The organism is Serpens gallinarum (assembly GCF_014836765.1).
Lineage (GTDB): Bacteria > Pseudomonadota > Gammaproteobacteria > Pseudomonadales > Pseudomonadaceae > Serpens > Serpens gallinarum.
Window position 1 is genome coordinate 898,083 of the sequence record NZ_JACSQG010000001.1, and the last position, 26,846, is coordinate 924,928.

General features: G+C 59.9%; 27 protein-coding genes and 2 tRNA genes (1 of these 29 only partly in view). 9 read left to right on the forward strand and 20 right to left on the reverse strand.

The genetic code is table 11. The features are described 5' to 3' along the window. Position 1 precedes the first annotated feature (1 nt). Positions 2-334 (forward strand): 3-phosphoglycerate kinase, encoded by a 333-nt coding sequence (locus tag H9642_RS04165; RefSeq protein WP_251835133.1) that lies wholly within the window; start codon positions 2-4, stop codon positions 332-334. 138 nt (positions 335-472) lie between these two features. Next, positions 473-1,078, forward strand: a complete 606-nt coding sequence (locus H9642_RS04170; protein ID WP_251835134.1) for an FMN-dependent NADH-azoreductase — start codon at positions 473-475, stop codon at positions 1,076-1,078. Positions 1,079-1,285: 207 nt separating this feature from the next. Here H9642_RS04170 and H9642_RS04175 read toward each other — a convergent pair whose 3' ends face one another. The 10 genes from H9642_RS04175 to metG all read right to left on the reverse strand — a co-directional run bounded on the left by H9642_RS04175 (position 1,286) and on the right by metG (position 12,088). Continuing rightward, positions 1,286-1,465: a PA3496 family putative envelope integrity protein gene (locus tag H9642_RS04175; RefSeq protein ID WP_251835135.1), complete on the reverse strand. Its 180-nt coding sequence runs from the start codon at positions 1,463-1,465 to the stop codon at positions 1,286-1,288. Between the two features lie 108 nt (positions 1,466-1,573). After that, complete coding sequence (gene nth, locus H9642_RS04180; protein WP_251835136.1) at positions 1,574-2,212, reverse strand: endonuclease III; 639 nt, start codon at positions 2,210-2,212, stop codon at positions 1,574-1,576. A gap of 110 nt (positions 2,213-2,322) precedes the next feature. Continuing rightward, a complete protein-coding gene (locus H9642_RS04185; protein ID WP_251835137.1) occupies positions 2,323-3,030 on the reverse strand; it encodes an electron transport complex subunit E in 708 nt (235 codons plus the stop codon). Beyond that, on the reverse strand, positions 3,023-3,658 hold the full coding sequence (gene rsxG, locus H9642_RS04190; protein ID WP_251835364.1) for an electron transport complex subunit RsxG: 636 nt from the start codon (positions 3,656-3,658) through the stop codon (positions 3,023-3,025). Before rsxG ends, H9642_RS04185 begins: the two co-directional genes overlap by 8 nt. A gap of 5 nt (positions 3,659-3,663) precedes the next feature. Continuing rightward, a complete protein-coding gene (locus tag H9642_RS04195; RefSeq protein ID WP_251835138.1) occupies positions 3,664-4,692 on the reverse strand; it encodes an RnfABCDGE type electron transport complex subunit D in 1,029 nt (342 codons plus the stop codon). A 170-nt stretch (positions 4,693-4,862) separates the two neighbouring features. Beyond that, positions 4,863-7,310: an electron transport complex subunit RsxC gene (gene rsxC, locus H9642_RS04200; protein WP_251835139.1), complete on the reverse strand. Its 2,448-nt coding sequence runs from the start codon at positions 7,308-7,310 to the stop codon at positions 4,863-4,865. Further along, positions 7,307-7,882: an electron transport complex subunit RsxB gene (gene rsxB / locus H9642_RS04205; RefSeq protein ID WP_251835140.1), complete on the reverse strand. Its 576-nt coding sequence runs from the start codon at positions 7,880-7,882 to the stop codon at positions 7,307-7,309. Before rsxB ends, rsxC begins: the two co-directional genes overlap by 4 nt. After that, positions 7,879-8,463, reverse strand: a complete 585-nt coding sequence (rsxA, locus tag H9642_RS04210) for an electron transport complex subunit RsxA (RefSeq protein ID WP_251835141.1) — start codon at positions 8,461-8,463, stop codon at positions 7,879-7,881. Before rsxA ends, rsxB begins: the two co-directional genes overlap by 4 nt. A 142-nt stretch (positions 8,464-8,605) precedes the next feature. Next, entirely contained in the window at positions 8,606-9,742 is a 1,137-nt protein-coding gene (locus H9642_RS04215; protein WP_251835142.1) for a glutamate-cysteine ligase family protein, read from the reverse strand. Between the two features lie 294 nt (positions 9,743-10,036). Continuing rightward, positions 10,037-12,088: a methionine--tRNA ligase gene (gene metG / locus H9642_RS04220; RefSeq protein ID WP_251835143.1), complete on the reverse strand. Its 2,052-nt coding sequence runs from the start codon at positions 12,086-12,088 to the stop codon at positions 10,037-10,039. Positions 12,089-12,282: 194 nt separating this feature from the next. Between metG and apbC the strand changes: the two genes are divergently transcribed. Then, positions 12,283-13,377 carry an iron-sulfur cluster carrier protein ApbC gene (gene apbC / locus H9642_RS04225; RefSeq protein ID WP_251835144.1) on the forward strand — a complete coding sequence of 365 codons (1,095 nt, stop codon included), beginning with the start codon at positions 12,283-12,285 and terminating at the stop codon, positions 13,375-13,377. 107 nt (positions 13,378-13,484) lie between these two features. Here apbC and H9642_RS04230 read toward each other — a convergent pair whose 3' ends face one another. Then, complete coding sequence (locus H9642_RS04230; protein ID WP_251835145.1) at positions 13,485-13,694, reverse strand: cold-shock protein; 210 nt, start codon at positions 13,692-13,694, stop codon at positions 13,485-13,487. A 385-nt stretch (positions 13,695-14,079) separates the two neighbouring features. Here H9642_RS04230 and dcd point away from each other — a divergent pair, with 385 nt between their 5' ends. Further along, positions 14,080-14,646 (forward strand): dCTP deaminase, encoded by a 567-nt coding sequence (gene dcd, locus H9642_RS04235; RefSeq protein WP_251835146.1) that lies wholly within the window; start codon positions 14,080-14,082, stop codon positions 14,644-14,646. A gap of 52 nt (positions 14,647-14,698) precedes the next feature. Here dcd and mapR read toward each other — a convergent pair whose 3' ends face one another. Beyond that, positions 14,699-16,108 (reverse strand): GntR family transcriptional regulator MpaR, encoded by a 1,410-nt coding sequence (gene mapR / locus H9642_RS04240; protein ID WP_251835365.1) that lies wholly within the window; start codon positions 16,106-16,108, stop codon positions 14,699-14,701. A gap of 204 nt (positions 16,109-16,312) precedes the next feature. Further along, on the reverse strand, positions 16,313-17,728 hold the full coding sequence (gene ccoG / locus H9642_RS04245; RefSeq protein ID WP_251835147.1) for a cytochrome c oxidase accessory protein CcoG: 1,416 nt from the start codon (positions 17,726-17,728) through the stop codon (positions 16,313-16,315). Positions 17,729-18,020: 292 nt separating this feature from the next. On the opposite strand from ccoG, the gene H9642_RS04250 reads away from it, so the two are divergent. From H9642_RS04250 to H9642_RS04260, 3 genes are read left to right on the forward strand one after another with little or no spacing between them, the layout of a single operon-like run. Further along, positions 18,021-19,460 (forward strand): cytochrome ubiquinol oxidase subunit I, encoded by a 1,440-nt coding sequence (locus H9642_RS04250; protein WP_251835148.1) that lies wholly within the window; start codon positions 18,021-18,023, stop codon positions 19,458-19,460. Between the two features lie 3 nt (positions 19,461-19,463). Continuing rightward, positions 19,464-20,471: a cytochrome d ubiquinol oxidase subunit II gene (gene cydB, locus H9642_RS04255; RefSeq protein ID WP_251835149.1), complete on the forward strand. Its 1,008-nt coding sequence runs from the start codon at positions 19,464-19,466 to the stop codon at positions 20,469-20,471. A gap of 19 nt (positions 20,472-20,490) precedes the next feature. Continuing rightward, the gene (locus H9642_RS04260; RefSeq protein ID WP_251835150.1) at positions 20,491-20,637 is read left to right on the forward strand and encodes a DUF2474 domain-containing protein; all 147 of its coding nucleotides are present in this window, start codon (positions 20,491-20,493) and stop codon (positions 20,635-20,637) included. A gap of 56 nt (positions 20,638-20,693) precedes the next feature. On the opposite strand, the gene H9642_RS04265 is transcribed toward H9642_RS04260, so the two are convergent. From H9642_RS04265 to H9642_RS04280, 4 genes are all read right to left on the reverse strand, one after another. Then, entirely contained in the window at positions 20,694-21,080 is a 387-nt protein-coding gene (locus H9642_RS04265) for a hypothetical protein (protein ID WP_251835151.1), read from the reverse strand. Positions 21,081-21,176: 96 nt separating this feature from the next. Beyond that, positions 21,177-21,674, reverse strand: a complete 498-nt coding sequence (locus H9642_RS04270) for an outer membrane beta-barrel protein (RefSeq protein ID WP_251835152.1) — start codon at positions 21,672-21,674, stop codon at positions 21,177-21,179. Positions 21,675-21,831: 157 nt separating this feature from the next. Then, positions 21,832-22,260, reverse strand: coding sequence for an MAPEG family protein (locus tag H9642_RS04275; protein ID WP_251835153.1), 429 nt, complete (start codon positions 22,258-22,260; stop codon positions 21,832-21,834). A gap of 47 nt (positions 22,261-22,307) precedes the next feature. Next, positions 22,308-22,730: an MAPEG family protein gene (locus H9642_RS04280; RefSeq protein ID WP_251835154.1), complete on the reverse strand. Its 423-nt coding sequence runs from the start codon at positions 22,728-22,730 to the stop codon at positions 22,308-22,310. Between the two features lie 354 nt (positions 22,731-23,084). Here H9642_RS04280 and H9642_RS04285 point away from each other — a divergent pair, with 354 nt between their 5' ends. Further along, on the forward strand, positions 23,085-24,254 hold the full coding sequence (locus H9642_RS04285; RefSeq protein ID WP_251835155.1) for a hypothetical protein: 1,170 nt from the start codon (positions 23,085-23,087) through the stop codon (positions 24,252-24,254). Between the two features lie 12 nt (positions 24,255-24,266). Continuing rightward, positions 24,267-24,989 carry a ferritin-like domain-containing protein gene (locus H9642_RS04290; RefSeq protein ID WP_251835156.1) on the forward strand — a complete coding sequence of 241 codons (723 nt, stop codon included), beginning with the start codon at positions 24,267-24,269 and terminating at the stop codon, positions 24,987-24,989. A gap of 84 nt (positions 24,990-25,073) precedes the next feature. Here H9642_RS04290 and rimO read toward each other — a convergent pair whose 3' ends face one another. The 3 genes from rimO to H9642_RS04305 all read right to left on the reverse strand — a co-directional run. Beyond that, on the reverse strand, positions 25,074-26,396 hold the full coding sequence (gene rimO, locus H9642_RS04295) for a 30S ribosomal protein S12 methylthiotransferase RimO (protein WP_251835157.1): 1,323 nt from the start codon (positions 26,394-26,396) through the stop codon (positions 25,074-25,076). A 215-nt stretch (positions 26,397-26,611) separates the two neighbouring features. Further along, a tRNA-Met gene (locus H9642_RS04300) sits at positions 26,612-26,688 on the reverse strand. 124 nt (positions 26,689-26,812) lie between these two features. Then, a tRNA-Met gene (locus tag H9642_RS04305) sits at positions 26,813-26,846 on the reverse strand (it continues 143 nt past the right edge of the window).

Here is a 26,846-nt window from a genome sequence, read left to right on the forward strand (position 1 = left end):
TATGAATAGGTGGTGTGTTGCCTTGCTGGCCGGGTTGCCGTTGTCATCACTGGCGTATCCGATCGACGTCGAGATGGTGCCCGGTGATACCCAGATCAGCTACAGCGCACATGACATTGCGGCGGATCTTGCCAGCCTGACCCTGGTCAACCCGGGTGAAAACCCTGCGCGCTGTACGGTCACGTTCAATAACGGACCGGAAATGCCGCGCATACGTCGCACGTTGCTGGCGCCTGGGGAAACGGCTCATCTCACCGTCAAGCTTCATCGCCAGGTGGTGCGTTTGCGTATCGATGTTGAGTGCTTATCGACTGCGCGACGAGTCGATGAGTAATGCTGGGCAGCCTAGCGAAAGCCGGCCTTTTGATCAAATTAGTCGATTGGATTAAGCGATATTACTCGCTTTTTAATCAACTTCATCCTGAGTAACGTGCGGGCCATCAAGGTAGTCCACCTGTTTTGGAGTTTCGCCATGTCCCGTGTACTCGTCATCGAAAGCAGTGCCCGCCAACAAGGTTCGGTATCCCGTCAGCTTACCGAAGCCTTTATCCAACAATGGAAAATCGCTCATCCCGGCGACAGCATTCAGGTTCGGGATCTCGGCCAACAGCCGGTCCCGCACCTGGACGGCAATTTGCTGGGCGGCTGGATGAAGCCGGCCGAGGAGCAGAGCGCGGCCGAGCAGGCGGCGCTGGTGCGCTCCAACGAACTGACCGCCGAACTGCAGGCCGCTGATGTACTGGTCTTGGCCGTACCGATGTACAACTTTGCTATTCCCAGCACCCTGAAAGCCTGGATTGACCATGTGCTGCGTGCTGGCGTTACCTTCAAGTACACCGAAACTGGCCCGCAAGGCCTGCTGACCGGCAAGCGTGCCTATGTATTGACCGCCCGTGGCGGCGTCTACAGTGGCGACGGTAGCAGCTTCGATCATCAGGAGCCCTACTTGCGCCAGGCGCTGGGCTTCATCGGTATCACCGATGTGCGCTTTATCCACGCGGAAGGCCAGGCCCTGAGTGGCGATGCGCCGGTGCAAGGCTTGAGCACGGCGAAAGCTCAGGTCGCTGAAATCGCCTGAGTGAGTCGTACGCCTTTGCCCTCTTGAGGCGTACCTAACTGGCCACTGATGTGGCCGGTTTTTTACGAAGTTGCGCTGCTCTGCTTTAGGGAACCTTGGTAATCTGGGGAAAGTCGCAGTCCAGAGCCTTCCCGGGCAATTAGAAACCATAAAAAAACCGCTCGCGATCAGCTCGCCGAGCGGTTTTTTTGAGGTTGAGATAACGCGTCAAAGATCGAAGTCGTATTCGGCCAAGTTCTTTTTCAGGCGGCGCTCGTCCAGCAAATTGTCGATGATGCGGCGCTTGGTCAGGTTGGTCTTGGCCACTTCGTGGCGAGGTTCCACGCTGTCATCCGCGTCCTCTCCAACAAAGTCATCATCCAATTCAAGTTCGGCTTTGTCTGTCATGTGTGTCACTCCAGGCTGCGGGGTGCTGATGGCGCACCTTATAGCGGCAAAGGCGTGGCGGGTACACAAGATTTTATCAATGATGACCGGTGGAAAAGGCTATATCTCTCAATCGTCGGAGGTCTTGTGCTTGTATTCGCACAGATCTTCGATCCGGCAACTGCCGCAACGCGGTTTGCGCGCTTGGCATACATAGCGGCCATGCAGAATCAGCCAATGGTGGGCATCGAGTAGATAATCCTTCGGCACGAACTTCAGCAGTTTCTTTTCCACCTCTAGCACAGTCTTGCCCGGCGCAATGTTGGTGCGGTTGCTGACCCGGAAAATATGCGTGTCCACCGCCATGGCCGGCTGGCGAAACGCAGTGTTGAGCACCACGTTGGCGGTCTTGCGCCCCACGCCGGGGAGTGCTTCGAGGTCCTCGCGGTTATCGGGCACCTGGCTGTTGTGCTTTTCAATCAAGAGGCGGCAGGTTTCCAGCACGTTCTTGGCTTTGCTCGGGTACAGGCCGATGGTCTTGATGTATTCGCACAAGCCGTCGTAGCCCAGGGCGTAGATGGCTTCCGGGGTGTTGGCCACCGGATAGAGTTTTGCCGTGGCTTTGTTGACGCCCACGTCGGTGGCCTGGGCGGAGAGGATTACCGCGATCAGCAACTCGAAGGTAGTGCTGTAGGCCAGTTCGGTGGTCGGGTTGGGGTTGTCTTCGTGGAAGCGGCGGAAGATTTCCAGGCGTTTGGCGGCATTCATATTTCAGGCTTCAGGCGTAGGGTGGGGTTCCGGGCGGTTGGCCCACCGAGCGAAAATTCTGGTGGCTGAGCATCTTCTCCAGCCCACCGTCCAGGCAGCTTGCAGCGGCGCTATTCGATCACCCCGGTGACTCGCACGCGTCGGCTCGGCGTTGGCGTTTCGGGCTCTTCGACCTTGGCCCGTTCGGCCATGGCATGGTCAATGCGATTTTTCAGGGCGATCAGTAGGCCGAGGACGATGAATGCACCCGGTGGCAAGATGGCTAACAAGAAGCCTTTGTAGTCCTGGATGAAGGTGATCTGCCAGTCGGCCGCCTGCGGGCCGAACAGCAGGTGCATGTTGGCGAACAGTGCGCCGGTACCGAACAGCTCTCGCACCGCGCCGATGGCCACCAGCACCAGGCCGAAGCCGATGCCCATCATCACGCCGTCGAAGCTGGCGCGAGCCACGTTGTTTTTGGCCGCGAAGGCTTCGGCGCGACCGAGGATGATGCAGTTGGTGGTGATCAGCGGAATGAAGATGCCGAGGATCTGGTACAGCTCGTAGGTGAACGCCTGCATGAGCAGTTCGATGCATGTAGTCAGCGCGGCGATGATCATCACGAACGCCGGCAGACGCACGGCCGGAGTCACCGCGTTGCGGATCAGCGAGACGGCGGCGTTTGAGCAGGCCAGTACCAGCGCGGTGGCCAGGCCAAGCCCGAGGGCGTTGACTGTCGAGTTGCTGGTGCCCAGCAGCGGACACAGACCCAGCAACTGGACCAGGCCAGGGTTGTTCTTCCACAGGCCATTAGCAGCGATTTCACGGTAGCTAGCCATTGGGGGTCTCCGTGGTGAACAGCTCATGTTTGTGGGCGTCGAAATAACGCAGTGCATTGTGCACCGCCGTGACCACTGCGCGCGGGGTGATGGTGGCGCCGGCGAACTGGTCGAACTGACCTTGGTCTTTCTTCACCGCCCAGCCGCTCTCGTCGGGATCGTCCAGCGATTTGCCATCGAAACTGCGAATCCACGGGCTTTTGGCCAGTTCGATCTTGTCGCCCAGCCCCGGGGTTTCCTTGTGACCGACTACCCGAACGCCACTCAGGCGACCGTCAGCCAGCACGCCGACCAGCAGATAGATTGCGCCGCTGTAGCCGTCTGGCGCGGTGGCTTGCAGGATCACCGCAGCCGGCTGACCGTCGAGGGTGGCGATATAGGCCGGGGTCGGGGCGCGATTGCCGAGCAGCGGGTCGTGTACTTCGACCTGGCTGTCGAGTAGGTGGTTGTCGTAGCTGCCCGCGGGGAGAATCTGCGCCAGCGCGGCGACCCGGGCCTCGCGTTCGGCGGCGACGATGCGCTCGGCGGTGCTCTGCTGCGTAATCGCGACGATGCCGACGGTGACGATGGCGAACACGCCCAGCACGAGGCTGTTCTTGAACATCGAGCGGCTGATTTCGGCAGTGATCATGGTCATTCGCCCAGCTTGAAGCCGCGCTCGGCCTTGCGATGGCCGTAGGTGCGCGGACGGGTGTAGTAGTCGATGGTGGGGGCGGCGAGGTTCATCAGCAGCACGGCAAAGGCCACGCCATCGGGGTAGCCGCCCCAGGCGCGAATTACGTAGACCAGAATGCCAACACCGATGCCGAAGATCAGCCGGCCGCGGTTGCTGGTGGCGCCAGACACCGGGTCGGTGACGATAAAGAACGCGCCGAGCATGGTCGCGCCTGACAGCAGGTGGAACAGCGGCGAGCCGTTGGTATCGGAGCCGGAACCGTTCCAGAACAGCAGGCTCATCACTGCCAGGGCCGCCAACATGCCGGCCGGTGCGTGCCAGGTGAACATCCGTTTGCTGAGCAGGAACAGGCCACCTGCCAGGAAAGCCAGGTTGACCACTTCCGCACCGATACCGCCGAAATGGCCGAAGGCGCGGTTCTGCCACAGCTCGTCGAGGGTCAGGCTTTTGTTGGTTTTCAGCACGTCGAGAGCGGTGGCGTGGCTCCAGCCATCCGCCAGCGGGGCGAGGCCGAAGATGTGCTGGATGCCGTCGAGCAGGCCCACGGCGTGGGGGAAGGGCCAACTGGTCATCTCCAGCGGGAAGGACACCAACACCACCACATAGCCGACCATGGCCGGGTTGAATGGGTTCTGGCCGAGACCGCCATACAGCTGTTTGCCGAAGACGATGGCGCTGCCTACGGCAATCAGCGTCAACCACCAGGGCGAGTAAGGCGGCAGGGCGAGGGCCAGCAGCACGGCGGTGACCACTGCGCTGCCGTCACGCAGGAAAAACTGCACCGGACGTTGGCGCATCTTCAGGATCGCGGCTTCGAAACCCAGCGCCAGGGCACTGGCCCAAAGCAGGTTGATCAGCGTGCCGGCGCCATATAGCCAGGTGAGAACGACCACACCCGGCAGGGTGGCGGCCAGCACCAGCAGCATGACGCGCTGGGTGCGATTGGTGCCCGTGGCGTGGGGCGAGGTGATGCGGGGCAGGGCCATAGGCTCCGATGTTCCTGTGCGTCTTGTGCCTTCACCGGCGTGGCGAAGGCCTGTTTTGTCAGTGCGGAATCGACCTTGTAGCGACGCCGTGGCGTAGGGTGGACATCGCGTTGTCTGTCCACCGTCGACATGCGAAAACGGTGGGTGTGAAAAGCGACATCCACCCTACGTCAGCTAGACGAATGCTCCGCAAGCATGCGCTCCATTTCGGCGAGGCGCTTGCGGGCGGCCTCCAGCGCAGCGGGATCGGCATTCACGGTGTGCTGCAGCTTGCGCAGGTCGGCGCGGGCGAAGGCCAGGTCCGTTTTCAGCTCGCGTAGGCGAGCGTCAACGCCGGGTTTGGCAGTACGCACCAACTCCGGCGCGGGTTTGCCCGAGGCGTCTTCGGCTGCGTGCAAGGCCTGCTCAGCGGCGCTTAATGCAGTCCGCAAAGGCGCCAGTTCGGCTTCTTCCGCTCCCGCGCGCTCGGCTTTTTTCAACTCCGCGCGCTTCATGGCCAGATCGATTTTGGCTTTTTTTAGCGCCTCCACGCCGGCGGTGTGCGGCGTCGCCGTGGGTGCGCTGTTTGTGGCCTCGCTCAATGCCTTGTCCGCTACTTCCAGCTCCTGGCGCAAACGGGCCAATTCGGCCTGCTGATCGTCATCCGGCGCCTCGAGTTTTTCCAGCTTGCGAATTTGCACCTTGAGCATGGCCGCTTCGATCTTGGCTTTTTTCAGGGCGTCGTCAGCGGCAGGTTTGGCGGCAGGCTGGGCTGCGCGCTGTTCGGCACTGCTCAAGGCTTTTTCGGCTTCCTCGAGTTCCTGGCGCAAACGGGCCAATTCGGCCTGCTGATCGTCATCCGGCACCTCGAGTTTTTCCAGCTTGCGGATTTGCACCTTGAGCATGGCGGCTTCGATCTTGGCTTTTTTCAGGGCCTCGTCAGCCGCCGGTTTGGCGGCAGGCGCAGGCGCGGCGGCCAGGGCCGACTCCAGGGCTTTCTGTGCGCTTTCGGCCGCGTTGCGCAAGTCGGCAACCTGGGCGTGCAGCTCCGGCGTGTCGTGCTGCGCCAGCTGTTTCTCGGCTTTGTTTAGCGCCACCTGAGCCATACTGGCTTCGATCTTCAGCCGCTTGAGCTGCTCATCGGCCGGTGTCGTGCTTGTTACTGACGTGCTGGCCCTAGGCTGTGCCGCCTTGGCGCGAGCGGCTTTTTCGGCACGGGCCTGGCGCTCGGCTTCCTTCTGCTCTTCGGCGCGGCGCAGGCGTTCCTGGCGCAGTTCGAAACGCTGTTTGGAGTGTTCGGCTTTCTGCTGTTTTTGCTCCAGCTGGCGAATTTCGCCCTTGGCGGCGCGGTAGTACTGGACCAGCGGCAGGTTGGAGGGACACACATAAGCGCAGGCGCCGCATTCGATGCAGTCGAACAGGTTGTGCGCCTTGAGTTGTTCGTGTTCCTGGCCGAGGGCAAAGAAGTGCAACTGTTGGGGCAGCAAGCTGGCCGGGCACACCTCAGCGCACTCACCGCAGCGAATACAGGGCAACGCCGGGGGCGGCGGTGGGAGTTCCTCAAGCGTACTGGCCAGCAGGCAGTTGCTGGTTTTGATCACCGGCACCTCAAGGGCGGGCAGAGTAAAGCCCATCATCGGCCCGCCCATGATCAGTCGGTGAAGCTTTGTCGTATCCAGGCCGGCAAACTCCAGCAGCTCGCCGGCCGGTGTGCCGAGCAGGCACTCGACATTCATCGGCCGCGCCAGCGCTGCACCGGTCAAGGTGGTGATACGCGAGATCAGCGGCTGGCCCAGCAGTACCGCATCGTGGATGGCCACGCAGGTGCCGACGTTGTGGCAGAGCAGGCCGATGTCCGCCGGCAGGCTGCCGCTGGGCACTTCCACGCCGGTGAGAATCTGGATCAGCTGACGCTCGCCGCCGGAGGGGTATTTGGTGGGGAACACCTTGACCACAAAGGGCCGTTCGCCCACCGCGGCGCGCACGGCGGCGATGGCTTCCGGCTTGTTGTCCTCGATGCCGATCAGCACCTCTTCGGGCTGCAGCAAATAGGCAAGGATTTCGATGCCGGCGACCAGCTCGACAGCTTTTTCGCGCATCAGCAGATCGTCAGCAGTGATGTACGGCTCGCACTCGGCACCGTTGATGATCAGCGTGCGGATCTTCTGGCTGGGCCGCACACCGAGTTTTACCGCACTGGGAAAACCGGCTCCGCCCAAACCGTTGATGCCGGCGTCACGAATGATCTGCAGCAGCGCAGCGGGTTCAAGGTCGCGGTAGTCCGGATGGGGCTCGCGCTCGATCCACTCGTCCTGGCCATCGCTGTCGATGACGATGGCCGGAGCGGGCATACCGGACACATGCGGGTAGGGCTGCGGGCCGATGAAACTGACCACGCCGGAGGTCGGCGCATGCACCGGTGCGCTGACGAACCCCTGCGCATCGGCGATCTTCTGGCCCTTGCGCACCCGTTCGCCGACTATCACGCAGGGCTCGGCCGGCACGCCGATATGCTGGTTCAGCGGCAGGATCAGACGCGCGGGTAGCGGAGCCTGCTGGATCGGCAGGCGCGTGGAGGGTTCCTTGCACTCGGGCGGATGGATGCCGCCGGGAATGTCCCAAATCTTCAGCGAACTCATGCGGCCTGCTCCCGGTCAGTGGCGATCAATTGGCCAGGTGCCAGCGGCAACTCCCATTTCCAGCTGTGCGGCGTGCCGCCTACTTCGAGCATGTCGATGCAATCCACCGGGCAGGGCTCGACGCACAGGTCGCAGCCGGTGCATTCGCTGACGATCACGGTATGCATCTGCCGCGCGGCGCCGACGATGGCGTCCACCGGGCAGGCCTGGATGCACTTGGTGCAGCCGATGCACTCGGCCTCGCGAATGTAGGCGACCATCTGCGGTTTTTCGCCGCCCTCGGCGTCCAACGGTTCGGCCTCGACATCCAGCAGGTCGGCCAGCGCGGCAATGGTCGCTTCGCCGCCCGGAGGGCATTTGTTGATCTTGTCACCGCCGGCAATGGCCTCGGCGTAAGGTTTGCAGCCGGGATAACCGCACTGGCCGCACTGAGTCTGCGGCAGCAGGGCGTTGATCTGTTCGGCGATGGGGTCGCCCTCGACACGAAAGTGCACGGCGGCAAAGCCGAGAATCGCACCGCACACCAGGCACAGCGCCAGCACGGCGAGCACCGCAATCAGGACCAGGCTCATAGCTTGATCAACCCGGTAAAGCCCATGAACGCCAGCGACATCAGTCCGGCGGTGACCATGCCAATGGCGGCGCCCTGAAAGGTTCGAGGCACGTCGGCGATGGCGATGCGCTCGCGCATGGCGGCGAACAGCACCAGCACCAGGGAAAAACCGAGGCCGGCGGCAAAGCCATGGGCGGTGGCGGTGATAAACGTGAAGTCGGCCTTGTTGGCGTTGATCAACGCCACGCCCAGCACGATGCAGTTGGTGGTGATCAGCGGCAGGAAAATCCCCAGCACGCGGTACAGCAGCGGGCTGGTCTTGTTCACCACCATTTCGGTGAACTGCACCACCACGGCGATCACCAGGATGAAGCTGATGGTGCGCAGAAACTCCAGGTCCAGGGGTTCGAGGATGTATTCCTGCACCAGGTAGCTGCACATGGCCGCCAGGGTCAGCACAAAGGTGGTGGCCAGTGCGAGGCCGATGGCGGTTTCGATTTTCTTCGACACGCCCATGAAGGGGCACAGGCCGAGAAACTGCACCAGGACGAAGTTGTTGACCAGGATGGCGCTAACCATGATCAGGGCGAGTTCGGTCATAGCAGGGGTCCGTCGCTCTGGCAGGGCCGTTGAAAAGGGGCCGGTATTATCCGGGACCCGGACGGGGCAAACAAGGCGCGACGGGATGTCGCGTGGGCAGGCGGAACGAGTCAGCCCTCGTGGCAGGTCGGCACACCTGAGGTTAAGAGTAATTCGATTCGCGCTGGGCGAGGCCGCCGGGTTGGTACATCCGGCCGCTGGCGAGCAGTGCATGGGCCGGTAGGGTGTGGCTGGCCAGGGTGTTTTCCAGGGGCGCCAAGGTCTTTGCAGAGACAGGGTCGCCTGCCTGTGCGAGGGCCTGCTGTGCTGCGGCCAGAGTCCGGCGAGCTCCGTGGGCAACTTCCGCCTCCTCGAAGCCCTTTACGGCCGCGATGCGGTACAGGTCTACATCGGCATGCTCGCTGCGTCCGGGCAACGTCTCGTCCAGGCACAGGCCCATCAGGAGGTGGCAACAGGCGCCAAGAAGCTCCAGTGATGGCATAGCATCGAACGCCTTGAATTCGATGCGGCCAATTTCCCGGGTCAGGCGCGCTGGGCGGACGAGTGTCGACTCTCGCGCCAGCACCGGAAAGTCTGCCGGATCGACGAAGAGCTTGACTGCGGGTCGGTGGGCGCAGCGCATCCAGGTGCGCCGCGACCAGCCGTGCCAGGGTGCGCCGGCGTACCAGGGTGAATTGAAGCTGAACGGCACGATAAACGGTGCGTAATAGTTAAGTTTGCGCGCGGCGTTGAGGTTCTGGTCAAAATCCCAGTCGGGCATGGACAGGTTGATATCCGGCCCGAAGGTCAGGGTGGCAATCTCGCTGCCGTCGTATTCATGGTCCTCGGCACGCAGTTGGTGTTCGAAGGCATTCAGTGGCGTGTCGAAGTCGTAACGCGCATGGCGCGGGTTGAGGGCGGCAATCGCCAGGCCAAGGCCATGGGCTGCCAGGCGCTGGCTCAGTTGGGTTTCGATATCCAGCAGACAGGCCAGCGCCGCCTCGACGCCCGGGCGTGGCGGTGTGCGAATCTCGATACCTTTCACCGCCAGGGTGCTGAAACTGCCGTCGGGATGGGCGCGTTCGTCACCTTCCAGGTACCAGTAGCCGCTGCGGATGCCCATGTCGCCAGCGGCCAGCTCGGGATCGTCCAGGCCGGGCTTGTCAGCGAGCAGGGCGCTGAGTTCAAGGAAGTCCAGGTTGGTGAAGTCGCGGATGCGTCCGGCCTGTGGTCCGCCGCTGTCGATCAGCAGGTATTCGAACTCGATGCCGAAAAGCGGCATGGCTTTGGGCTGTGGCATGGGGCATCTCCCGGCTGGGGAGCGCTGTGCGGCGCTCGGACGAGGCAACCACTGTCAGGGTGGCCCCGAACCGGTTCAATCGCAACCGGGGCACGCGCTAGTGTTTACCGGTCGGGTGCTGAGCGCAGCGATACCCATCGCGTGGTCTTGCCCCTTATTGGGTATCGGCGCGATGCCACCGGGTGGACTGGAAAGTAGTCAGTCCCGCGCAACAGCTGATGCTCATCAAGCCAAAATGAAACAGGCGGAGCTCTGTCGAGGTCCGCCTGTTTATATGCTGCGTGAGCCTAGCGCTTAGTGCACACGCTGACCCGGTTTGGCGCCGCTGTCCGGGCTGAGCAGGTAGATCTCTTCACCGCCGGGGCCGGCGGCCAGCACCATGCCTTCAGAAACGCCGAATTTCATCTTGCGCGCAGCCAGGTTGGCGACATACAGGGTCAGTCGACCTTCCAGCTTGCTCGGGTCCGGGTAGGCGCTCTTGATGCCGGAGAACACGTTGCGCTTAGCATCACCAATGTCGAGGGTCAGACGCAGCAGCTTGTCGGCGCCTTCGACGAACTCGCATTTTTCAATCAGAGCGATGCGCAGGTCGACAGCGGCGAAGGTGTTGAAATCGATGGTCTCGGCCAGCGGTTCCTTGACCAGTTCGCCGTTACCCCCTGGGGCGCTATCCTGCGAAGCTTCAGCAGTGGCGGCCAGGTCTTCCTTGGACGCCTCGACCATGGCTTCGACCTTGGCTGGCTCGATGCGGGTCATCAGTGGGGTGAAGGGGTTGAGCTGATGATTGGCCAGCTGCGTGTCCAGATCCGTCCAGCTCAGCGGCGCGACGTTAAGGAAATCTTCTGCGGCCTTGGCCAGGTTCGGCAGCACGGGTTTGAGCAGGATGATGAGCTGGCGGAACAGATTGATGCCCAACGCGCAGATCGCCTGCACTTCGGCCTGCTTGCCTTCGGCCTTGTTCAGCGCCCAGGGCGCCTTGTCGGCGATCCAGGCGTTGGCGAGGTCCGCCAGGTGCATGACCTCGCGCATGGCGCGGGCGAAGTCACGCTTCTCGTAGGCGTCGGCGATGCTCGGCAAGGCCTCGCTGAAGCTGGCGCGCAGCTCCGGCTCGATGTCGGTGCTCACCAGCACGCCGGCGTTGCCCTTGTGGATAAAACCCGCGCAGCGGCTGGCGATGTTGACCACTTTGCCCACCAGGTCGGAATTGACCTTCTGCACGAAGTCTTCGAGGTTCAGGTCGAGATCGTCGACGCCACGGCCCAGCTTGGATGCGTAGTAGTAGCGCAGGTATTCCGGGTTCAGGTGATCCAGGTAGGTGCGCGCTTTGACAAAGGTGCCGCGCGACTTGGACATCTTCTGGCCGTTCACGGTCAGGTAACCGTGCACATTAAGCGCGGTCGGCTTGCGGAAGCCGGCGCCTTCGAGCATGGCGGGCCAGAACAGTGCGTGGAAGTTGATGATGTCCTTGCCAATGAAGTGGTACAGCTCGGCGGTGGAATCTTTCTTCCAGTACTCGTCGAAGTCCAGCTCCGGGCGGCGCGCGCACAGATTCTTGAAGCTGGCCATGTAGCCGACCGGCGCGTCCAGCCAGACGTAGAAGTACTTGCCCGGCTCATCGGGAATCTCGAAGCCGAAGTAAGGCGCGTCGCGGGAGATATCCCACTCTTGCAGGCCGCCATCCAGCCATTCGGCGATCTTGTTGGCGACCGACTCCTGCAGGGCGCCACTGCGAGTCCACTCTTTCAGCATGGCCTCGAAATCCGGCAGCTTAAAGAAAAAGTGCTTGGAGTCTTTCAGTACCGGCGTGGCGCCGGAGATGGCCGAGCGCGGGTTCTTCAGCTCGGTGGGCTCGTAGGTGGCGCCGCATTTTTCGCAGTTGTCACCGTACTGATCTTCGGCCGCGCATTTCGGGCAGGTGCCCTTGATGAAACGGTCGGCCAGGAACATGCCCTTTTCCGGGTCGAAATACTGGGTCACCGAGCGGGTGGCGATATGGCCGTTGTCGCGCAGCTTGAGGTAGATGGCGGTAGACAGCTCGCGATTTTCTTCGGCGTGGGTGGAATGGAAGTTGTCGAAATCCACCAGGAAATCGGCGAAGTCGGTCATATGCTCGGTCTGCACATTGGCGATCAGCTGTTCCGGCGTAATGCCTTCCTTCTCGGCGCGCAGCATGATAGCCGAGCCGTGGGCATCGTCGGCGCACACATAGGTGCAGGTATTGCCGCGCAATTTCTGGTAGCGCACCCACATGTCGGTTTGGATGTACTCGAGCATATGGCCGAGGTGGATCGACCCATTGGCATAGGGCAGGGCGCTGGTGACGAGAATCTTGCGGGCTTCGGACATGGGAATGGCTGCACCGGTAAAACGAGGAAGGCGGCAACTATAAAGGAAGCGGCCGGGTACAGGCCACTGGCGGCAGGCAAGTGTGGCAAGGCTAGAGTCTGGCGCTGTGCCGATCAGCGTTTCTGCTGGAGCCGCAAGCCGGCGGCTGCTGCTAAGATAACTGCCTGTTTTACTCGGTCTTTCCTGGAGCCCCCATGCCTGTCACCCGTGAAGCGGTTGAAGCCGCGCTGCGTCAATACATCGATCCGCACCTTAATCAGGATCTTGTGAGTGCCGGTTGCGTCAAGCAGATCGATATCAATGGCGATCGCGTCAGTGTACATCTGGAGCTGGGCTATGCCGCGGCGCTGTTCAAGACCGGGCTGGCGCAGCTCCTGCAAATGGCCCTCGCGAACCTGGACGGCGTCGCCCACGCCGATGTGCAGGTCGACTGCGTGATCGCCGCGCACAAAGCCCAGGAGCAGGTGCCGGCGTTGGCCCACGTGAAGAACATCATCGCGGTGTCTTCGGGCAAGGGCGGGGTGGGCAAGTCCACCACCGCCGCCAACCTGGCGCTGGCGTTGGCTCGCGAAGGCGCACGTGTGGGGATGCTGGATGCGGACATCTATGGTCCCAGTCAGGGCATCATGTTCGGCATCCCCGAGGGGACACGCCCGCAGGTCAGGGATCAGCAGTGGTTCGTGCCGCTGGAAGCCCATGGCGTGCAGGTCATGTCCATGGCATTCCTGACCGACGACAAGACGCCCATGGTGTGGCGCGGGCCAATGGTTTCCGGTGCGCTGCTGCAGTTGATCACCCAGACTGCCTGGAGCGATCTGGATTATCTGGTGATCGACATGCCGCCGGGCACGGGCGACATCCAGCTCACCCTGTCCCAGAAGGTACCGGTTACCGGTTCGGTAATCGTCACGACGCCACAGGATCTGGCGCTGCTGGATGCCAAGAAGGGGGTGGAAATGTTCCGCAAGGTGAACATTCCAGTGCTGGGCGTGGTTGAAAACATGGCCGTGCATATTTGCTCGAACTGTGGTCATGCCGAGCATCTGTTTGGCGAAGGTGGCGGTGAGAAGCTGGCGACGCAGTACAACGTCGAGCTGCTGGCCTCGCTACCGCTGTCCATGGCGATTCGCAGCCAGTCGGATGCCGGCACGCCGACGGTGATTGCCGATCCGGAAAGCCAGATCGCGATGATCTACCAGCAGATGGCGCGCACAGTGGGTGCCCGTATCGCCCAAAGTGGGCAGATCGTTGCGCAGTCGATGCCTAAGATCGAAATCAGCGACGACTGAAAACCTGCTTCGGGTGGCGGCGCGCCTGCCACCCGAAGCCTAGGCATGGAACGACAGGCATAAAAAAACCCGCCGAAGCGGGTTTTTTTTAAGCGTTAAAGCTCAGGTTAGATAACCTGGACTTCTTCAGCTTGCATGCCTTTCTGGCCGCGGGTAGCGACGAAAGAGACTTGCTGGCCTTCTTTCAGGCTCTTGAAACCGTCGCTCTGGATAGCGCGGAAGTGTACGAAGAGGTCGTCACCGGATTGCGGAGTGATGAAGCCGAAGCCTTTTTCATCGTTGAACCACTTAACGGTACCGGTTTGGCGATTGGACATGTGAATGTCTCCTTGAACGGATTTTGAAAAGATGCTCGGAAAAGCCCGAACTGGAACTGTGTGCAAGGAGTACAAGGAGTCGAAGCAATGAATGGATCGAAATCTAAACATGTCGCGATTCGCGGTGACACATGCAGCAGCAGCTAGGGACACACAGTACCCGATTTTTACGGGAACACCAGTGTTTTTTTCATTCATCGACAATCGACCGCGCGAAGTGATAATTCGTCCGCCTTTATTGCCGCGGCAACGGAGACACCGCACGGCTGAGCGCTCAGGTCAGGGCCGGTTTGAGGCAGTACCCGTTTCGCATGTCCCGGCTTTGCGGCAGAAGCCCCAGCCCGGTTACGATACGCGCTTTATTGACAGTGGCAGGCATCGCACCATGAGTATCAAATCGGACAAGTGGATTCGCCGCATGGCCCAGGAACACGGCATGATCGAGCCCTTCGTCGAGCGCCAGGTGCGCACCGAAGGCAGCGAGCGGCTGATTTCCTACGGTGTTTCGAGCTACGGCTACGACGTTCGCTGCGCCGACGAATTCAAGGTTTTCACCAATATTCACTCGGCCACGGTCGACCCGAAGAATTTCGATGAACGAAGCTTCGTCGACGTGAAGGGGCCGGTGTGCATCATTCCGCCGAACTCCTTCGCCTTGGCTCGTACCGTCGAATACTTTCGCATTCCCCGCAATGTGTTGACCATTTGCCTGGGCAAGAGCACCTATGCGCGTTGCGGCATCATCGTCAACGTCACGCCGCTGGAGCCGGAGTGGGAAGGTCACGTAACCCTGGAGTTCTCCAACACCACCACCCTGCCGGCGAAAATCTATGCTAATGAAGGTGTGGCGCAGATGTTGTTCCTAGAGTCTGACGAGCCGTGCGAAGTGTCCTACAAGGATCGCGGCGGCAAATATCAGGGTCAGACCGGCGTCACCCTGCCCAAGGCGTAATCAACAGGATGGTGCCTGAGGGCCCCATTCTGTGCCGACCTGTTCTGCGAACTCAAAACGACGCGATGATGCGCCCCAGCACGGCCATGGCCTGTTCGCTGCGGACATCCCAAGGATGGCCGTAATTCAGGCGCGCACAATTGCCGAAACGTCGGGTGGCGGAAAAGATCGGCCCCGGTGCAAGGCTGATGCCCTGGGCCAACGCCTGTTGGAACAGTTGCAGTGAGTCGACCTGCTGGGGGAATTCGAACCAGAGGAAATACCCGCCGCCGGGTCGAGTCACTCGCGTGTTGGGGGGAAAGTGCCGAGCCGCCGAGGCCAGCATCGATGCCTGTTGCGTTTCCAGGGCGTGGCGCAGCTTGCGTAGATGCCGGTCGTAGCCGCCGTGCTGCAGGTAGTCGGCCAAGGCGGCCTGGATTGGCACAGACGGGGAAATGGTGGTCATCAGCTTGAGTCTGCTGATCTGCTCGGCGTAGCGGCCGCCTGCCACCCAGCCGACTCGGTAGCCGGGTGCCAGGCATTTGGAAAATGAGCCGCAATGCATTACCAGGCCCTCATCATCCAAACTTTTCACCGGACGTGGCGGCTGAATGCCGAAATACAGTTCGGCGTACACATCATCTTCGATCATCGGCACCTGATGGCGCTGCAGTAATGCATACAGCCGGCGTTTTTTCTCAGCGTCCAGGCTGGCGCCCAGTGGATTTTGAAAACTGCTCATGAACCAGCAGGCCTTGATCGGCAGCTGGGCCAGTCGGTCGGCCAGGATGCCCAGATCGATGCCGTCGCGCGGGTGCACGGGAATTTCCACGGCCTTGAGCTTGAGGCGCTCTAATACCTGCAAGGTGGCATAAAAGGCCGGCGCTTCGATGGCCACCAGGTCGCCCGGTTCGGTCACCACCTGCAGACAGAGATTGAGCGCTTCCATCGCCCCGGTGGTAATCACCAGTTCCTCGGGCGGCAACATCACGCCGCTGACCATATAACGCAGGGCCAACTGACGACGCAGATCGGGATTGCCGGTGGTCATGTCGGTGATGACCGCATGGGGGGGCAGTGCGCGGATGCTCTGCGCCATCGAGCGGGCCAGGCGAGCGAGAGGAAACAGGTCAGGGCTCGGAAAGGCCGAGCCGAATGGCACTGTGTTGGGGTCTTTCAGTGAATCCAGTACGGAAAAGACCAGGTCGCTGACGTCCACTTCGGTCGCGCCTGTAGAACGTGGGCCGATCTCCGGTTCTGGCAGCGGGCGTTGGGCATGTTCGCGTACAAAATACCCCGAACGTGCCCGCGCAAGGATCAGCCCGCGGTCTTCCAGCAGGTAATAGGCCTGGAACACCGTGGAGGGGCTGACGCCATAGATGCGGCTGGCATTGCGTACCGACGGCACTCTTTCGCCGGGAGCTAATACGCCACTGCGGATCAGGCCGGCAATTTCATCGGCTAACCGTTCGTAGCGCTTCATCGTGTCTTGCTGAATGGCGGAGGGAGGCTGCCACTCTACCGGTTGATGCGTTGCCATGCGATATCGTTCCTGATGTCTGTTTACGCCGCGCAAGGCACGCTCAGAGGAACGTGGGTTAATTCCCCTGAGCGAGGGCCGCGCCAAGCGGGCTTTTAGACGTGCATCGGTAGCGTCCGGTGATGCATAGCGAAACGACAACGCAGCCTAGCGATGCATGGGTGCGACAAACGTGCTTTTAGCGCTGACCTTATGTTCCGGCTGATCCACCTCCATTACCTGGAAATACACAGGCTGGGTAGGGCTGGCGGCCCGTTCGGTGGTCAGCGCCACACTCACCGGCAGGTCGAGGATTTCTCCCGCGTTCAATTGCACTTCACGGGTGCCCTGCAGGACAAAAGGTCCAGGCTCGAGCAGTGACACGGCGTAGCGGTGCGGCTGCTGGGTCTTGTTGATGATCTTCAGACGATAAATGTTCTCGATCTGTCCGGCGGTGTTTTCCCGATACAGGCCGCGATCCTTGGTGATGTCCAGGGACAGCAGCGGGCGGGCTTGCCAGGCCCAGACGAAGGCCGCACACATCACCAGCAGCATGGCGGCGTAACCGACCAGCCGTGGACGCAGCAGGCGGGTCTTGCCGCCAGCCAGCGCATGTTCGGAGCTGTAGCGCACCAGGCCGCGTGGATACCCCATCTTGTCCATCACCTCGTCGCATGCGTCGATGCACGCCCCGCAGCTCAGGCAGTCCAGTTGCAGGCCGTCGCGGATATCGATCCCGGTAGGGCAGACCTGTACGCAGATCGTGCAGTCAATACAGTCGCCCAGGCCGCTTGCGCGATGATCGATATCCTTGCGTCGCGGGCCACGCGCCTCGCCTCGGGCGGCATCGTAGGAGACGACCAGTGTGTCGGCATCGAACATCACACTCTGAAAGCGCGAATAGGGGCACATGTCGCGACACACTTTTTCACGCAGCCAGCCGGCATTCAGGTAGGTGGCAGTGGTGAAAAAAGCCACCCAGAAGGCTGTGGTCAGACCCAGTTGCAGCGTGACCAGCTCGCTTACCAGTTCACGAATCGGCGTGAAGTAGCCAACAAAGGTGATGCCCGTCGACAGGCCGATGGCCAACCAAAGGCCGTGCTTGGCCGAGCGACGCAGCAGCTTGTTGATTGACCAGGGGGCAGCGTCGAGTTTGATGCGCTGGTTGCGGTCGCCTTCGGTGACTTTTTCTGCCCACATGAACACCCAGGTGAACACGCTTTGCGGGCAGGTGTAGCCACACCAGACGCGTCCGGCGAACACGGTAATGAAGAACAGGCCGAAGGCGCAGATGATCAACAGCGCCGACAGCAGGATCAGGTCCTGCGGCCAGACGGTAGCGCCGAAAATATAAAACTTGCGCTCAGCCAGGTCCCAGAGCACGGCCTGGCGATCACCCCAATTCAGCCAGGCGGTACCGAAGAACAACAGAAACAGGAAACCTGAACCGAACAGGCGCAGATTGCGAAACAGGCCCGTAAAGCTGCGGGTGTGAATGGGACCTCCCAACTGGGCGGGGGGCAGGCGCAGGGGCTGGCTTGGGTCGAGAGTCTCGACGATCTTGGCGGGGATGCGCTCGGTCATGGCGACTTCCATCAGGTAAATGATGGGCGGTAATAGTGGAGGCCACGTTGATTGGATAACAGACCCAGATTTGTCATTTAAAACCGGATCAGATTGACGCCCCAAGCCCGTCAGGATGGTGAGCTCAGCAGGCACGACACCATTGCCTGTACAAAAAAGTACACCGGCGGACCTTGCTGCCGACGCGCTCCAGGGCTGCTCTCGACGGGCGATGCCGGGAAAACACTGCACTGATTGAAAAAACGGCGGTCTGTTGCTGTATGCCGGTTCCCGGACACACGAGGATGAGTCCATGTTTGGTCTGGAGGCTCTTGAGCTCGCGCGAATCCAGTTTGCCTTCACGGTTTCATTTCACATTTTGTTCCCTGCCATCACCATCGGCCTGGCCAGTTACCTGGCGGTGCTTGAAGGCCTGTGGCTGAAAACGCATCAGACCGTCTACCGCGATCTCTACCATTTCTGGTCGAAGATCTTTGCCGTCAACTTCGGCATGGGCGTGGTCTCGGGGCTGGTCATGGCCTACCAGTTCGGCACCAACTGGAGCGTATTTTCCGATTTCGCGGGCAATATCACCGGCCCCTTGCTGACCTATGAAGTGCTCACCGCGTTCTTTCTGGAGGCGGGCTTTCTGGGAGTCATGCTATTCGGTTGGAATCGCGTAGGGCCGGGCCTGCACTTTTTTTCCACGCTGATGGTGGCCCTCGGTACGCTGATTTCCACCTTCTGGATTCTCGCGTCGAACAGCTGGATGCATACCCCCCAGGGTCATGAAATCATCGATGGCCGGGCGGTACCGGTGGACTGGCTGCTGGTGATCTTTAACCCGTCCTTTCCCTACCGACTGACGCATATGGCGATCGCGGCATTTCTGGCCACGGCGTTCTTCGTCGGCGCCTCGGCAGCTTGGCACCTGTTGCGTGAGCGCGACAATCCGGCGGTGCGCAAGATGCTGTCGATGGCCATGTGGATGGCGCTGATCGTCACGCCGATCCAGGCGGTGGTGGGTGATTATCACGGCCTCAACACCCTTGAATACCAGCCTGCAAAGATTGCCGCCATCGAGGGCCATTGGGAAAACGTGCCGGGCGAAGCAACGCCGTTGATCCTGTTTGGTTGGCCGGACATGCAGCGCGAGGAAACCCGCTTCAAGGTGGAAATCCCTTACCTGGGCAGTCTGATCCTGCGTCATAGCCTGACTGAACAGGTGCCTGCCCTGAAGGACTTTCCCCCCGAGGATCGCGCCAATTCGACCATCGTGTTCTGGACCTTCCGGGTGATGGTCGGGCTTGGCCTGCTGATGATTGTCACGGGCGTATGGAGCCTGTGGCTACGCCGTAAGGAACGCTTGTACACGTCTCGCCCCTTCCTGCGCCTGGTGCTGTGGATGGGACCGTCCGGGTTGATCGCGCTGCTGGCCGGCTGGTTCACCACCGAGATTGGCCGTCAGCCCTGGGTGGTGCATGGACTGTTGCGCACCGCCGACGCCGTATCCGCCCATGGTGTGGCGCAAATGAGCCTGACCCTGGTGATGTTCGTGGTGGTCTACTTCGCGGTATTTGGCGTCGGCTTCTATTACGTGCTGCGTTTGGTGGGCAAAGGACCGGTACCCGATGAAGGCCGTGAAACCGGCAGCGGCGGCCCAGGTCGTCCGCGCACGCCGGCCCGGCCGATTTCGGCGGCCGATGAAGGTTTTCCGGAAGGACGCAGCGACCAACTCGGCGCGAGGAACTGAGCCATGGCCATCGATCTGTCTCTGATCTGGGCGGTGATCATCATCTTTGGGGTGATGATGTATGTGGTGATGGATGGCTTCGATCTGGGTATCGGGATCATTTTTCCCTTCGTCCCGGATAGCCGTGACCGAGACGTGATGATGAACACTGTGGCGCCGGTCTGGGACGGCAATGAAACCTGGCTGGTGCTGGGTGGCGCTGGGTTGTTCGCAGCGTTTCCACTGGCGTATTCGGTGGTGCTGTCGGCGCTGTATTTGCCCATTATCTTCATGCTGATCGGCTTGATTTTCCGGGGCGTCGCCTTCGAGTTCCGTTTCAAGGCCAGCGAGGAGCAGCAACATTTGTGGGACAAGGCGTTTATTGGCGGCTCATTGCTCGCCACCTTCTCCCAAGGCGTGGTGCTGGGGGCCTTCATCGATGGTTTGCCAGTAGTCGATCGCACCTACGCCGGTGGCGCGCTGGACTGGCTGACGCCGTTTTCGGTGTTTTGCGGTTTGGCGTTGATCGTCGCCTATGCATTGCTGGGCTGTACTTGGCTGATGATCAAGACCAGCGGTGCGCTGCTGCAGCGCATGCACGACCTGGGGACTCCTCTGGTCTGGGCGGTACTGGTGGTGACCGGAATTGTCAGCGTGTGGACCCCGTTGGCCCATGAGGAGATCGCCGCCCGCTGGTTCAGCCTGCCCAATCTGTTCTGGTTTCTACCTGTGCCGATTCTGGTGCTGCTCTGTACCTACGCCTTGCTGCGGGCTATTCGCAGAAATGCCCATTACACGCCTTTTTTGCTGACCTTGGCGCTGATCTTCCTCGGCTACAGTGGCTTGGGTATCAGTCTGTGGCCAAATATCATTCCGCCGTCGGTGAGTATCTGGGACGCCGCCGCCTCGCCGAAAAGCCAGGCCTTTACGCTGGTTGGCGCGCTGTTCATCATTCCGCTGATTCTGGTCTACACCGCGTGGAGCTATTACGTGTTCCGCGGCAAAGTCACCCCGGAGAGCGGCTATCACTGAGCATCAGAGACCAGGGCGTATGAAGCACGAGCACAGCCATGAGGCCAGGCCACTGTGGCAGCGGCTGGCCTGGTTATTGGGACTTTGGTGTGCCAGTGTGCTGGCACTGGGCGGGCTGGCTTATCTGCTTCGCCTATTCATGCGCGCCGCTGGGTTTGGCACTTGAGGCTGGTGGTCTGTCTGGTCAATTACGGCACCGGGCTCAACCAACCGCATACGCTGTTAATGACAATCGTCTGGGGTCGCCTTGCGGTATTCGAGCACTTTTTGGACCTGGAAACTGCCCGGGAAATCGCGGCACAGCGGGCAATCCAAGGTAGGCCCAGGCTTCCCCTGTAGGACGGCGAAGGCTTCTTCATCGGCTTCGTTGACCAGACTGGGGTAACGACTCAGCAGATACGCTTGAGTCTTCTCGTCGGCCACCACCCAAAGCGGCTCCTCGGTATTGCAGGGCACGATGACCTGCATTTCCGGTGTCATGACCAAGTGGCCGCGATAGATCACGGGCTCACCCGGGACCGGAGCGGGAACGGGCACGGTGGCGCAACCGGCCAGGATAAAGGCAATCAGGCATAAGCCAGCAAAGCGCATGGTAGTCACCGTGGTCATTTAATCGACGTGTCTGCGGTGGGGTACCGGCTCATGGCCTGGTCCTATCAAAGGGAGGCGGCATGAGCCGGAGCTCGCCGGAAAACCGGCGCAACGTCAGAATCCGTAATTGATACCAAACGACAGCAGGTCGACATCCTCAACCAGATTGATCCATTCCAGGTTGATGGACAGGTTGCGCTCAATGCCAATATCCAGTCCGAGGCCGCTGCTGACGTCCCGATCGGACCAGTCATTCACCATGCCGTAACGGGTATAGGTTTTCAGTTCGGCACGGCTGTAGCCGACCAGACCATATACGGAAAAATTGTGGTTCAGCGGCAGAATGGCTTTGGCATAGAGGCCGGCATAATTGTCGATCTCATAGGTGCGATGATCTACCGAGTCATCAAACAGGCCAGTGCCCAGGCGCGCTTCGACAGCAAAGTTCTGATTGGCTTGATAGCCCAGCTTGTAACCGAGGGAAGTGAGATCGGCGTGATCGATTTCTACTCTCGAAATGTTGGCGCCAACATAGGGCCCCATCTGAGCCTGTGCGCTGGCAAGTGTCGCAAGCCCGACTGCAAAAACGGCGGCTTTAAGAACGGTTTTCATACTGACCTCATGTTGAAAAATGCACCGAAGGGTAGCGTATCGATGCATTCAGGTTCAATCAGTTATCTGGCTTCTATGGGATTACTTCACGACTGCCTATGTTTTCCAAGCGGCGCTTTTGTGCGTAACCCAATTGATAAGCCGATTTAAAGGCCAATCACGTTGAAATCAGAGAGGCCAGTTGCCAGGCTGCCAGAGCCGTCATCGCCATAAGAACACCGCAACTCATCACAAATACGCGCATGCGTTTAGGTACATGGTTGGTGCCTATGTGTATGCGAGCATGCATATATCGCAAGGCAATGAATATCCAGGCCAGGGCAATGCTGAGAAGGGTAACGCCATTGATGGTAAAAAGAATCAGGCACAAGGCATAGAAGAGCACCGGAGTTTCAAACTGGTTAGCGATATTGTTTGACACCTTGACCACGGCATCCGGCCAGGCCTTATTGTCTAGAGCCGCTTCCTTGATTTTCAACGTTTTAGCCCTGAGTGCCTGGGCCTTACGCAAGGCCAATAGGACGTACATTCCCAGCGTAAGCGCTATTTGCGCCAGCATGGGGAAGAAAATGTAATGCGAATCCATCAATGAACTCCAGATTAAGGTTGGTGGCCCAAAAACGTCGCAGCGGATTAAAGCACAGAGACTGCAAGGCGGACGGTGATGAACCAAAGCACCAGGCTGGACAGAAAATAGGCGGCAAAGCGGAGATTTACCACATTGGTTGTGCAGTGAATCAGACTGTGAATCGCCCGTAGTCCTACATAAGCCCAGGCTGAGTAAAGAAAGATCATGTCTACATGTTGCGTTGCAAAAAGTATCAGGCAAAGGATGTAAAAGAGGGTCGGCAGTTCGAACAGATTTTTCAGGTTATTGGATGAATTGTTGATTTCAGCAGGCAGGACGGAATTTAGTTGCTCGGGGGTCGCAATACGTTGTGGATCTATGCGGTTATTCAGTATGAAGGCGAGGCGGCGTACATACATAAATATCCAGACAATGGCGGTCAGCATGATCAAAGCGAACAGCGGTTGGAGGATCAGGTTGTGTTCCATGGAGCGTCCTTGTTAATCACGTGCCGGTCAGCACAGGGCCTGCAGTCTGGAGTTTCTTCACCGATTGGTGCCGTGAACGGGTTCCCTTTTATGCCCAGGAGTAGAACGAGGCGACGTGGCAACGCGTGAGAGTGAAAGGGTATCGCTTTTTTTGCCCAACTGGCTGTGCTGCGAAAGTTCTGTGTCGGCTTCGCTCTATCCAGCAGCCCAAGACCGTCGGTCCGTAATGGCTGTTTTAGGTGCTCTTCTGTCGGGCTGACTGAATTCAGCGTGGGAGCTTCCAGTCCCCTTAAGACGTCGTCCGTTACGGGCGGCAACCCTGATGCTGAGATCCACGCATGATATGGAGGCTCCATGAATACCATTGCCGGTATCTTCGATAACAAAGGCACGCCCCTGGAAAAACAGAAATTCACGTGGAAGGAACTGGCTGGCAAGCCGATCAGCAAGCTTGACGACGATGCGTTTACCCGTGTGCGCATCATCCTCATGAATGGTGTAGAAATCGACGCGTTGCGCCTCAAGCACGGCATTGCCCGCTTCAATAAGGAGCTGCGCCTGCCGCTGGCCCAGGTGCGCCGCACCGAACAACACCAGGCCACCATGATCAACTGGCTAATCGGTGCCGACCACTCACCGCTGGAAACAACCGTGGCCTATGAGCAGGTGGCTATCGAAGTCACTGCAGCGGTAGCCCAGGTCGAACCTGACCCCTACCAAGCGCAAACCTATCGCTTCGGTCTGCTTGAGGATTTCGATCACCTGTATCGCTACTCGGCGATGCTCGATCGCCTGGAAGGCAAGGATGCCAACAATATCCTGCAGGGCTATACCGACATCGTTCCGGGGCGCAAAACCTCAGAACATCATCGTCATCCCGAGAATGACATTCGCGACAACTACGAAAAGAACACCGCAGCGCTGATCACCAAGATCCATGCCGCGCTGATCACCGGAGCTGAGTACCAGACCCACGATTACTACATGAACATTGGCCCATTGTTTGCCGATCCCGTGGCCCGCCAGCTCTACGCTGAAATTGCCTCGGTTGAAGAGCAGCACGTGACTCAATATGGCGCATTGTCCGACCCCACCGAGAGTCATATCGAGAAGTGGATCGTGCATGAGGCGATGGAGGTCTACATGTACGCCAGCTGTGCGGAGCAGGAGACCAACCCGCGGATCAAGGCCATCTGGGAGCGTTTCCTCGACTACGAGTTGGGACACCTGAATGTCGCGTGCGAATGGTTCAAGAAAATTGAAGGTCGCGACCCAGCAGAGATTCTCGCCGGCCCGCTGCCGAAAATGGTGGAGTTCAAGAGTCAGCGCGACTTCGTGCGCCAGGTTCTGGCTGCCGAGGTGGATCTGCGCACAGCCGGCCCCGTTTACGTCAATAAGGACAAGGAGCCCAAGTCCTCGCTCGACTATCGCAAGCACCTGGCCTCGGAAGGGCTCGCATCGGACATCGTGTCTGCGGGCTATCAGTGGGCACCGGGTGGCGAACTTTTCCGCAAGATTTCTTGAAGGAGAACGAACATGGCGACTGCAGCAAAGTTGGGCAGCAATCTCACCGGCATACAGATGTCCCCCAAAGATACGGAGCGGCTGATGGAAGCCGTTGAGCAAATCCTTCCCGATGTACCGGGTGATGACGCTCTGCTCGCGACCGAGCGAGTCAAACGTAATGAAGAGGCCGAGCGTATTGGTTCTGTGCCGATTCCTGGCTCGGCCAAGGGCATGCTCAAATCGACCTTCGACATGATCAAGGGTAAAAGCCCGGAGCTATTGGTCGACAAGCTTGGCGAGCGCCTGGCATTCGAGCGTAGCGGGGTTCGCCTGTACGACGCGATGATCGCCAAGGTCAAAGCCATGAATGTCGTCGGTTCGGATCTGGTGAGCGTACTCCAGCACATCCGTGACGAAGAGTTCGAGCACATGCTGCTGGTCGAGGATGCGATCAAGACCCTGGGTGCGGACCCCACGGCGCAGACCCCATGCGCCGATGTCGCCGCAGTCAAATCAATGGGCTTGATGCAAGTGCTGACCGACCCAAGGACCAACGTTGCGCAGGGGCTCGGCGCGCTCCTGACCGCAGAGCTGGAGGACAACGCAGCCTGGGAGTTGCTTATAGAACTGGCCGAGGCGGGCGGTCATCCGAATATCGCCAAGAGCTTCGAAAAGGCCAAGACCCAGGAAGACGATCACCTGCTGAAGATCAAGTCCATGGTGCGCCGGGATTTGATCAACGATATCAAGTAGGCGAATCAAGGCTCTCGGGCAAACGACTGAGAGTGGGCGGGAGTTATCCCGCCTCTCTCATCGCACGGGTTTTGGCAGTCCGACCTACACGCGTTCCGCCCAGAGATCGTATTCATCGGCGTCAATCACGCGCACGCGTACCTTCTCGCCCGCTTGCAAGCTGGGATCGCCAATGAAGACGCTGCCGTCGATTTCCGGCGCGTCGGCGGCAGAGCGGGCCACTGCGCCTTCATGGTCGACTTCATCCACCAACACTTCGATCACGGTACCGATCTTGCGCTGTAGACGGGCAGCGGAAATGGCCTGTTGATGCGCCATGAAACGTTCCCAGCGGTCCTGTTTGATTGCATCCGGCACCGGCTCCAGGCCCAAGTCGTTGGCCGGCGCACCGTCCACGGGGGAATACTGGAAGCAACCGACGCGATCCAGTTGCGCTTCGCTCAGCCAGTCGAGCAGGTATTGGAAGTCTTCCTCGGTCTCGCCGGGGAAACCGACGATGAAAGTCGAGCGGATGGTCAGTTCCGGGCAGAGCTCGCGCCATTTCTTGATGCGCGCCAGGGTCTTGTCCTCGAAGGCCGGGCGTTTCATGGCCTTGAGGACTTTGGGGCTGGCGTGCTGGAAGGGGATATCCAGGTACGGCAGCAGTTTGCCTTCGGCCATGAGCGGAATCACGTCGTCCACGTTCGGGTACGGATAGACGTAATGCAGGCGCACCCACACGCCCATGCTCGATAAGGCCTCGCACAATTCCTTCATGCGTGTCTTGACCGGCTGGCCGTCCCAGAAATCGGTCTTGTACTTGAGGTCGACGCCGTACGCGCTGGTGTCCTGGGAAATCACCAGGATCTCCTTGACCCCGGCCTTGACCAGGCGCTGGGCCTCGCTGAGCACGTCGCCTACTGGGCGGCTGACCAGCCTGCCGCGCATCGAGGGGATGATGCAGAAGGCGCAACTGTGGTTGCAGCCTTCAGAAATCTTCAGGTAGGCATAGTGGCGTGGGGTGAGCTTGATGCCTTGCGGTGGCACCAGATCAACGAAGGGATCATGGTCGGTCTTCGGCGGGATGACTTCGTGCACGGCATTGACCACTTGCTCGTACTGCTGCGGGCCGGTCACCGCCAGCACACTGGGGTGTACGTCGCGGATATTGCCTTCATTGACCCCCATGCAGCCGGTGACGATCACCTTGCCGTTTTCGGCGATGGCTTCGCCGATGGTGTCCAGGGATTCGGCCTTGGCGCTGTCGATAAAGCCGCAGGTGTTCACCACCACCACATCTGCATCTTCATAGGTGGGAACGATCTCGTAACCTTCCATGCGCAGTTGGGTAAGGATGCGTTCGGAGTCGACGGTGGCCTTAGGGCAGCCCAGGGAAACGAAGCCGACTTTAGGAGCGGTGGTGGACATGGATGACCTCAAGGGGCGTGCTTGACAAGCGCCGCTGCGCGAAAAAAAAGTGCGCAATGTTAACGGCAGCTTTTCAGCTTTTCCACCATTCATCCAGGCCTTCCGCCGCTTTTTTTAAGGCGAGAGGCGAAGCGACGTGAGCGCTCTTGAGCGCCATAAGACCGCAGCTCCAGAAACGAAAAAGGCCACTCGATTGAGTGGCCTTTTTCTGTATCTGGTTGCGGGAGCAGGATTTGAACCTACGACCTTCGGGTTATGAGCCCGACGAGCTACCAGACTGCTCCATCCCGCGCCGGCCATTCTACTGATTGATGAGGACGTGTCAACCGATAGTTTTTACGAATCAACAACTTGCGCAGAAAACCGATCGGCGGAAACGAAAAAGGCCACTCGATTGAGTGGCCTTTTTCTGTATCTGGTTGCGGGAGCAGGATTTGAACCTACGACCTT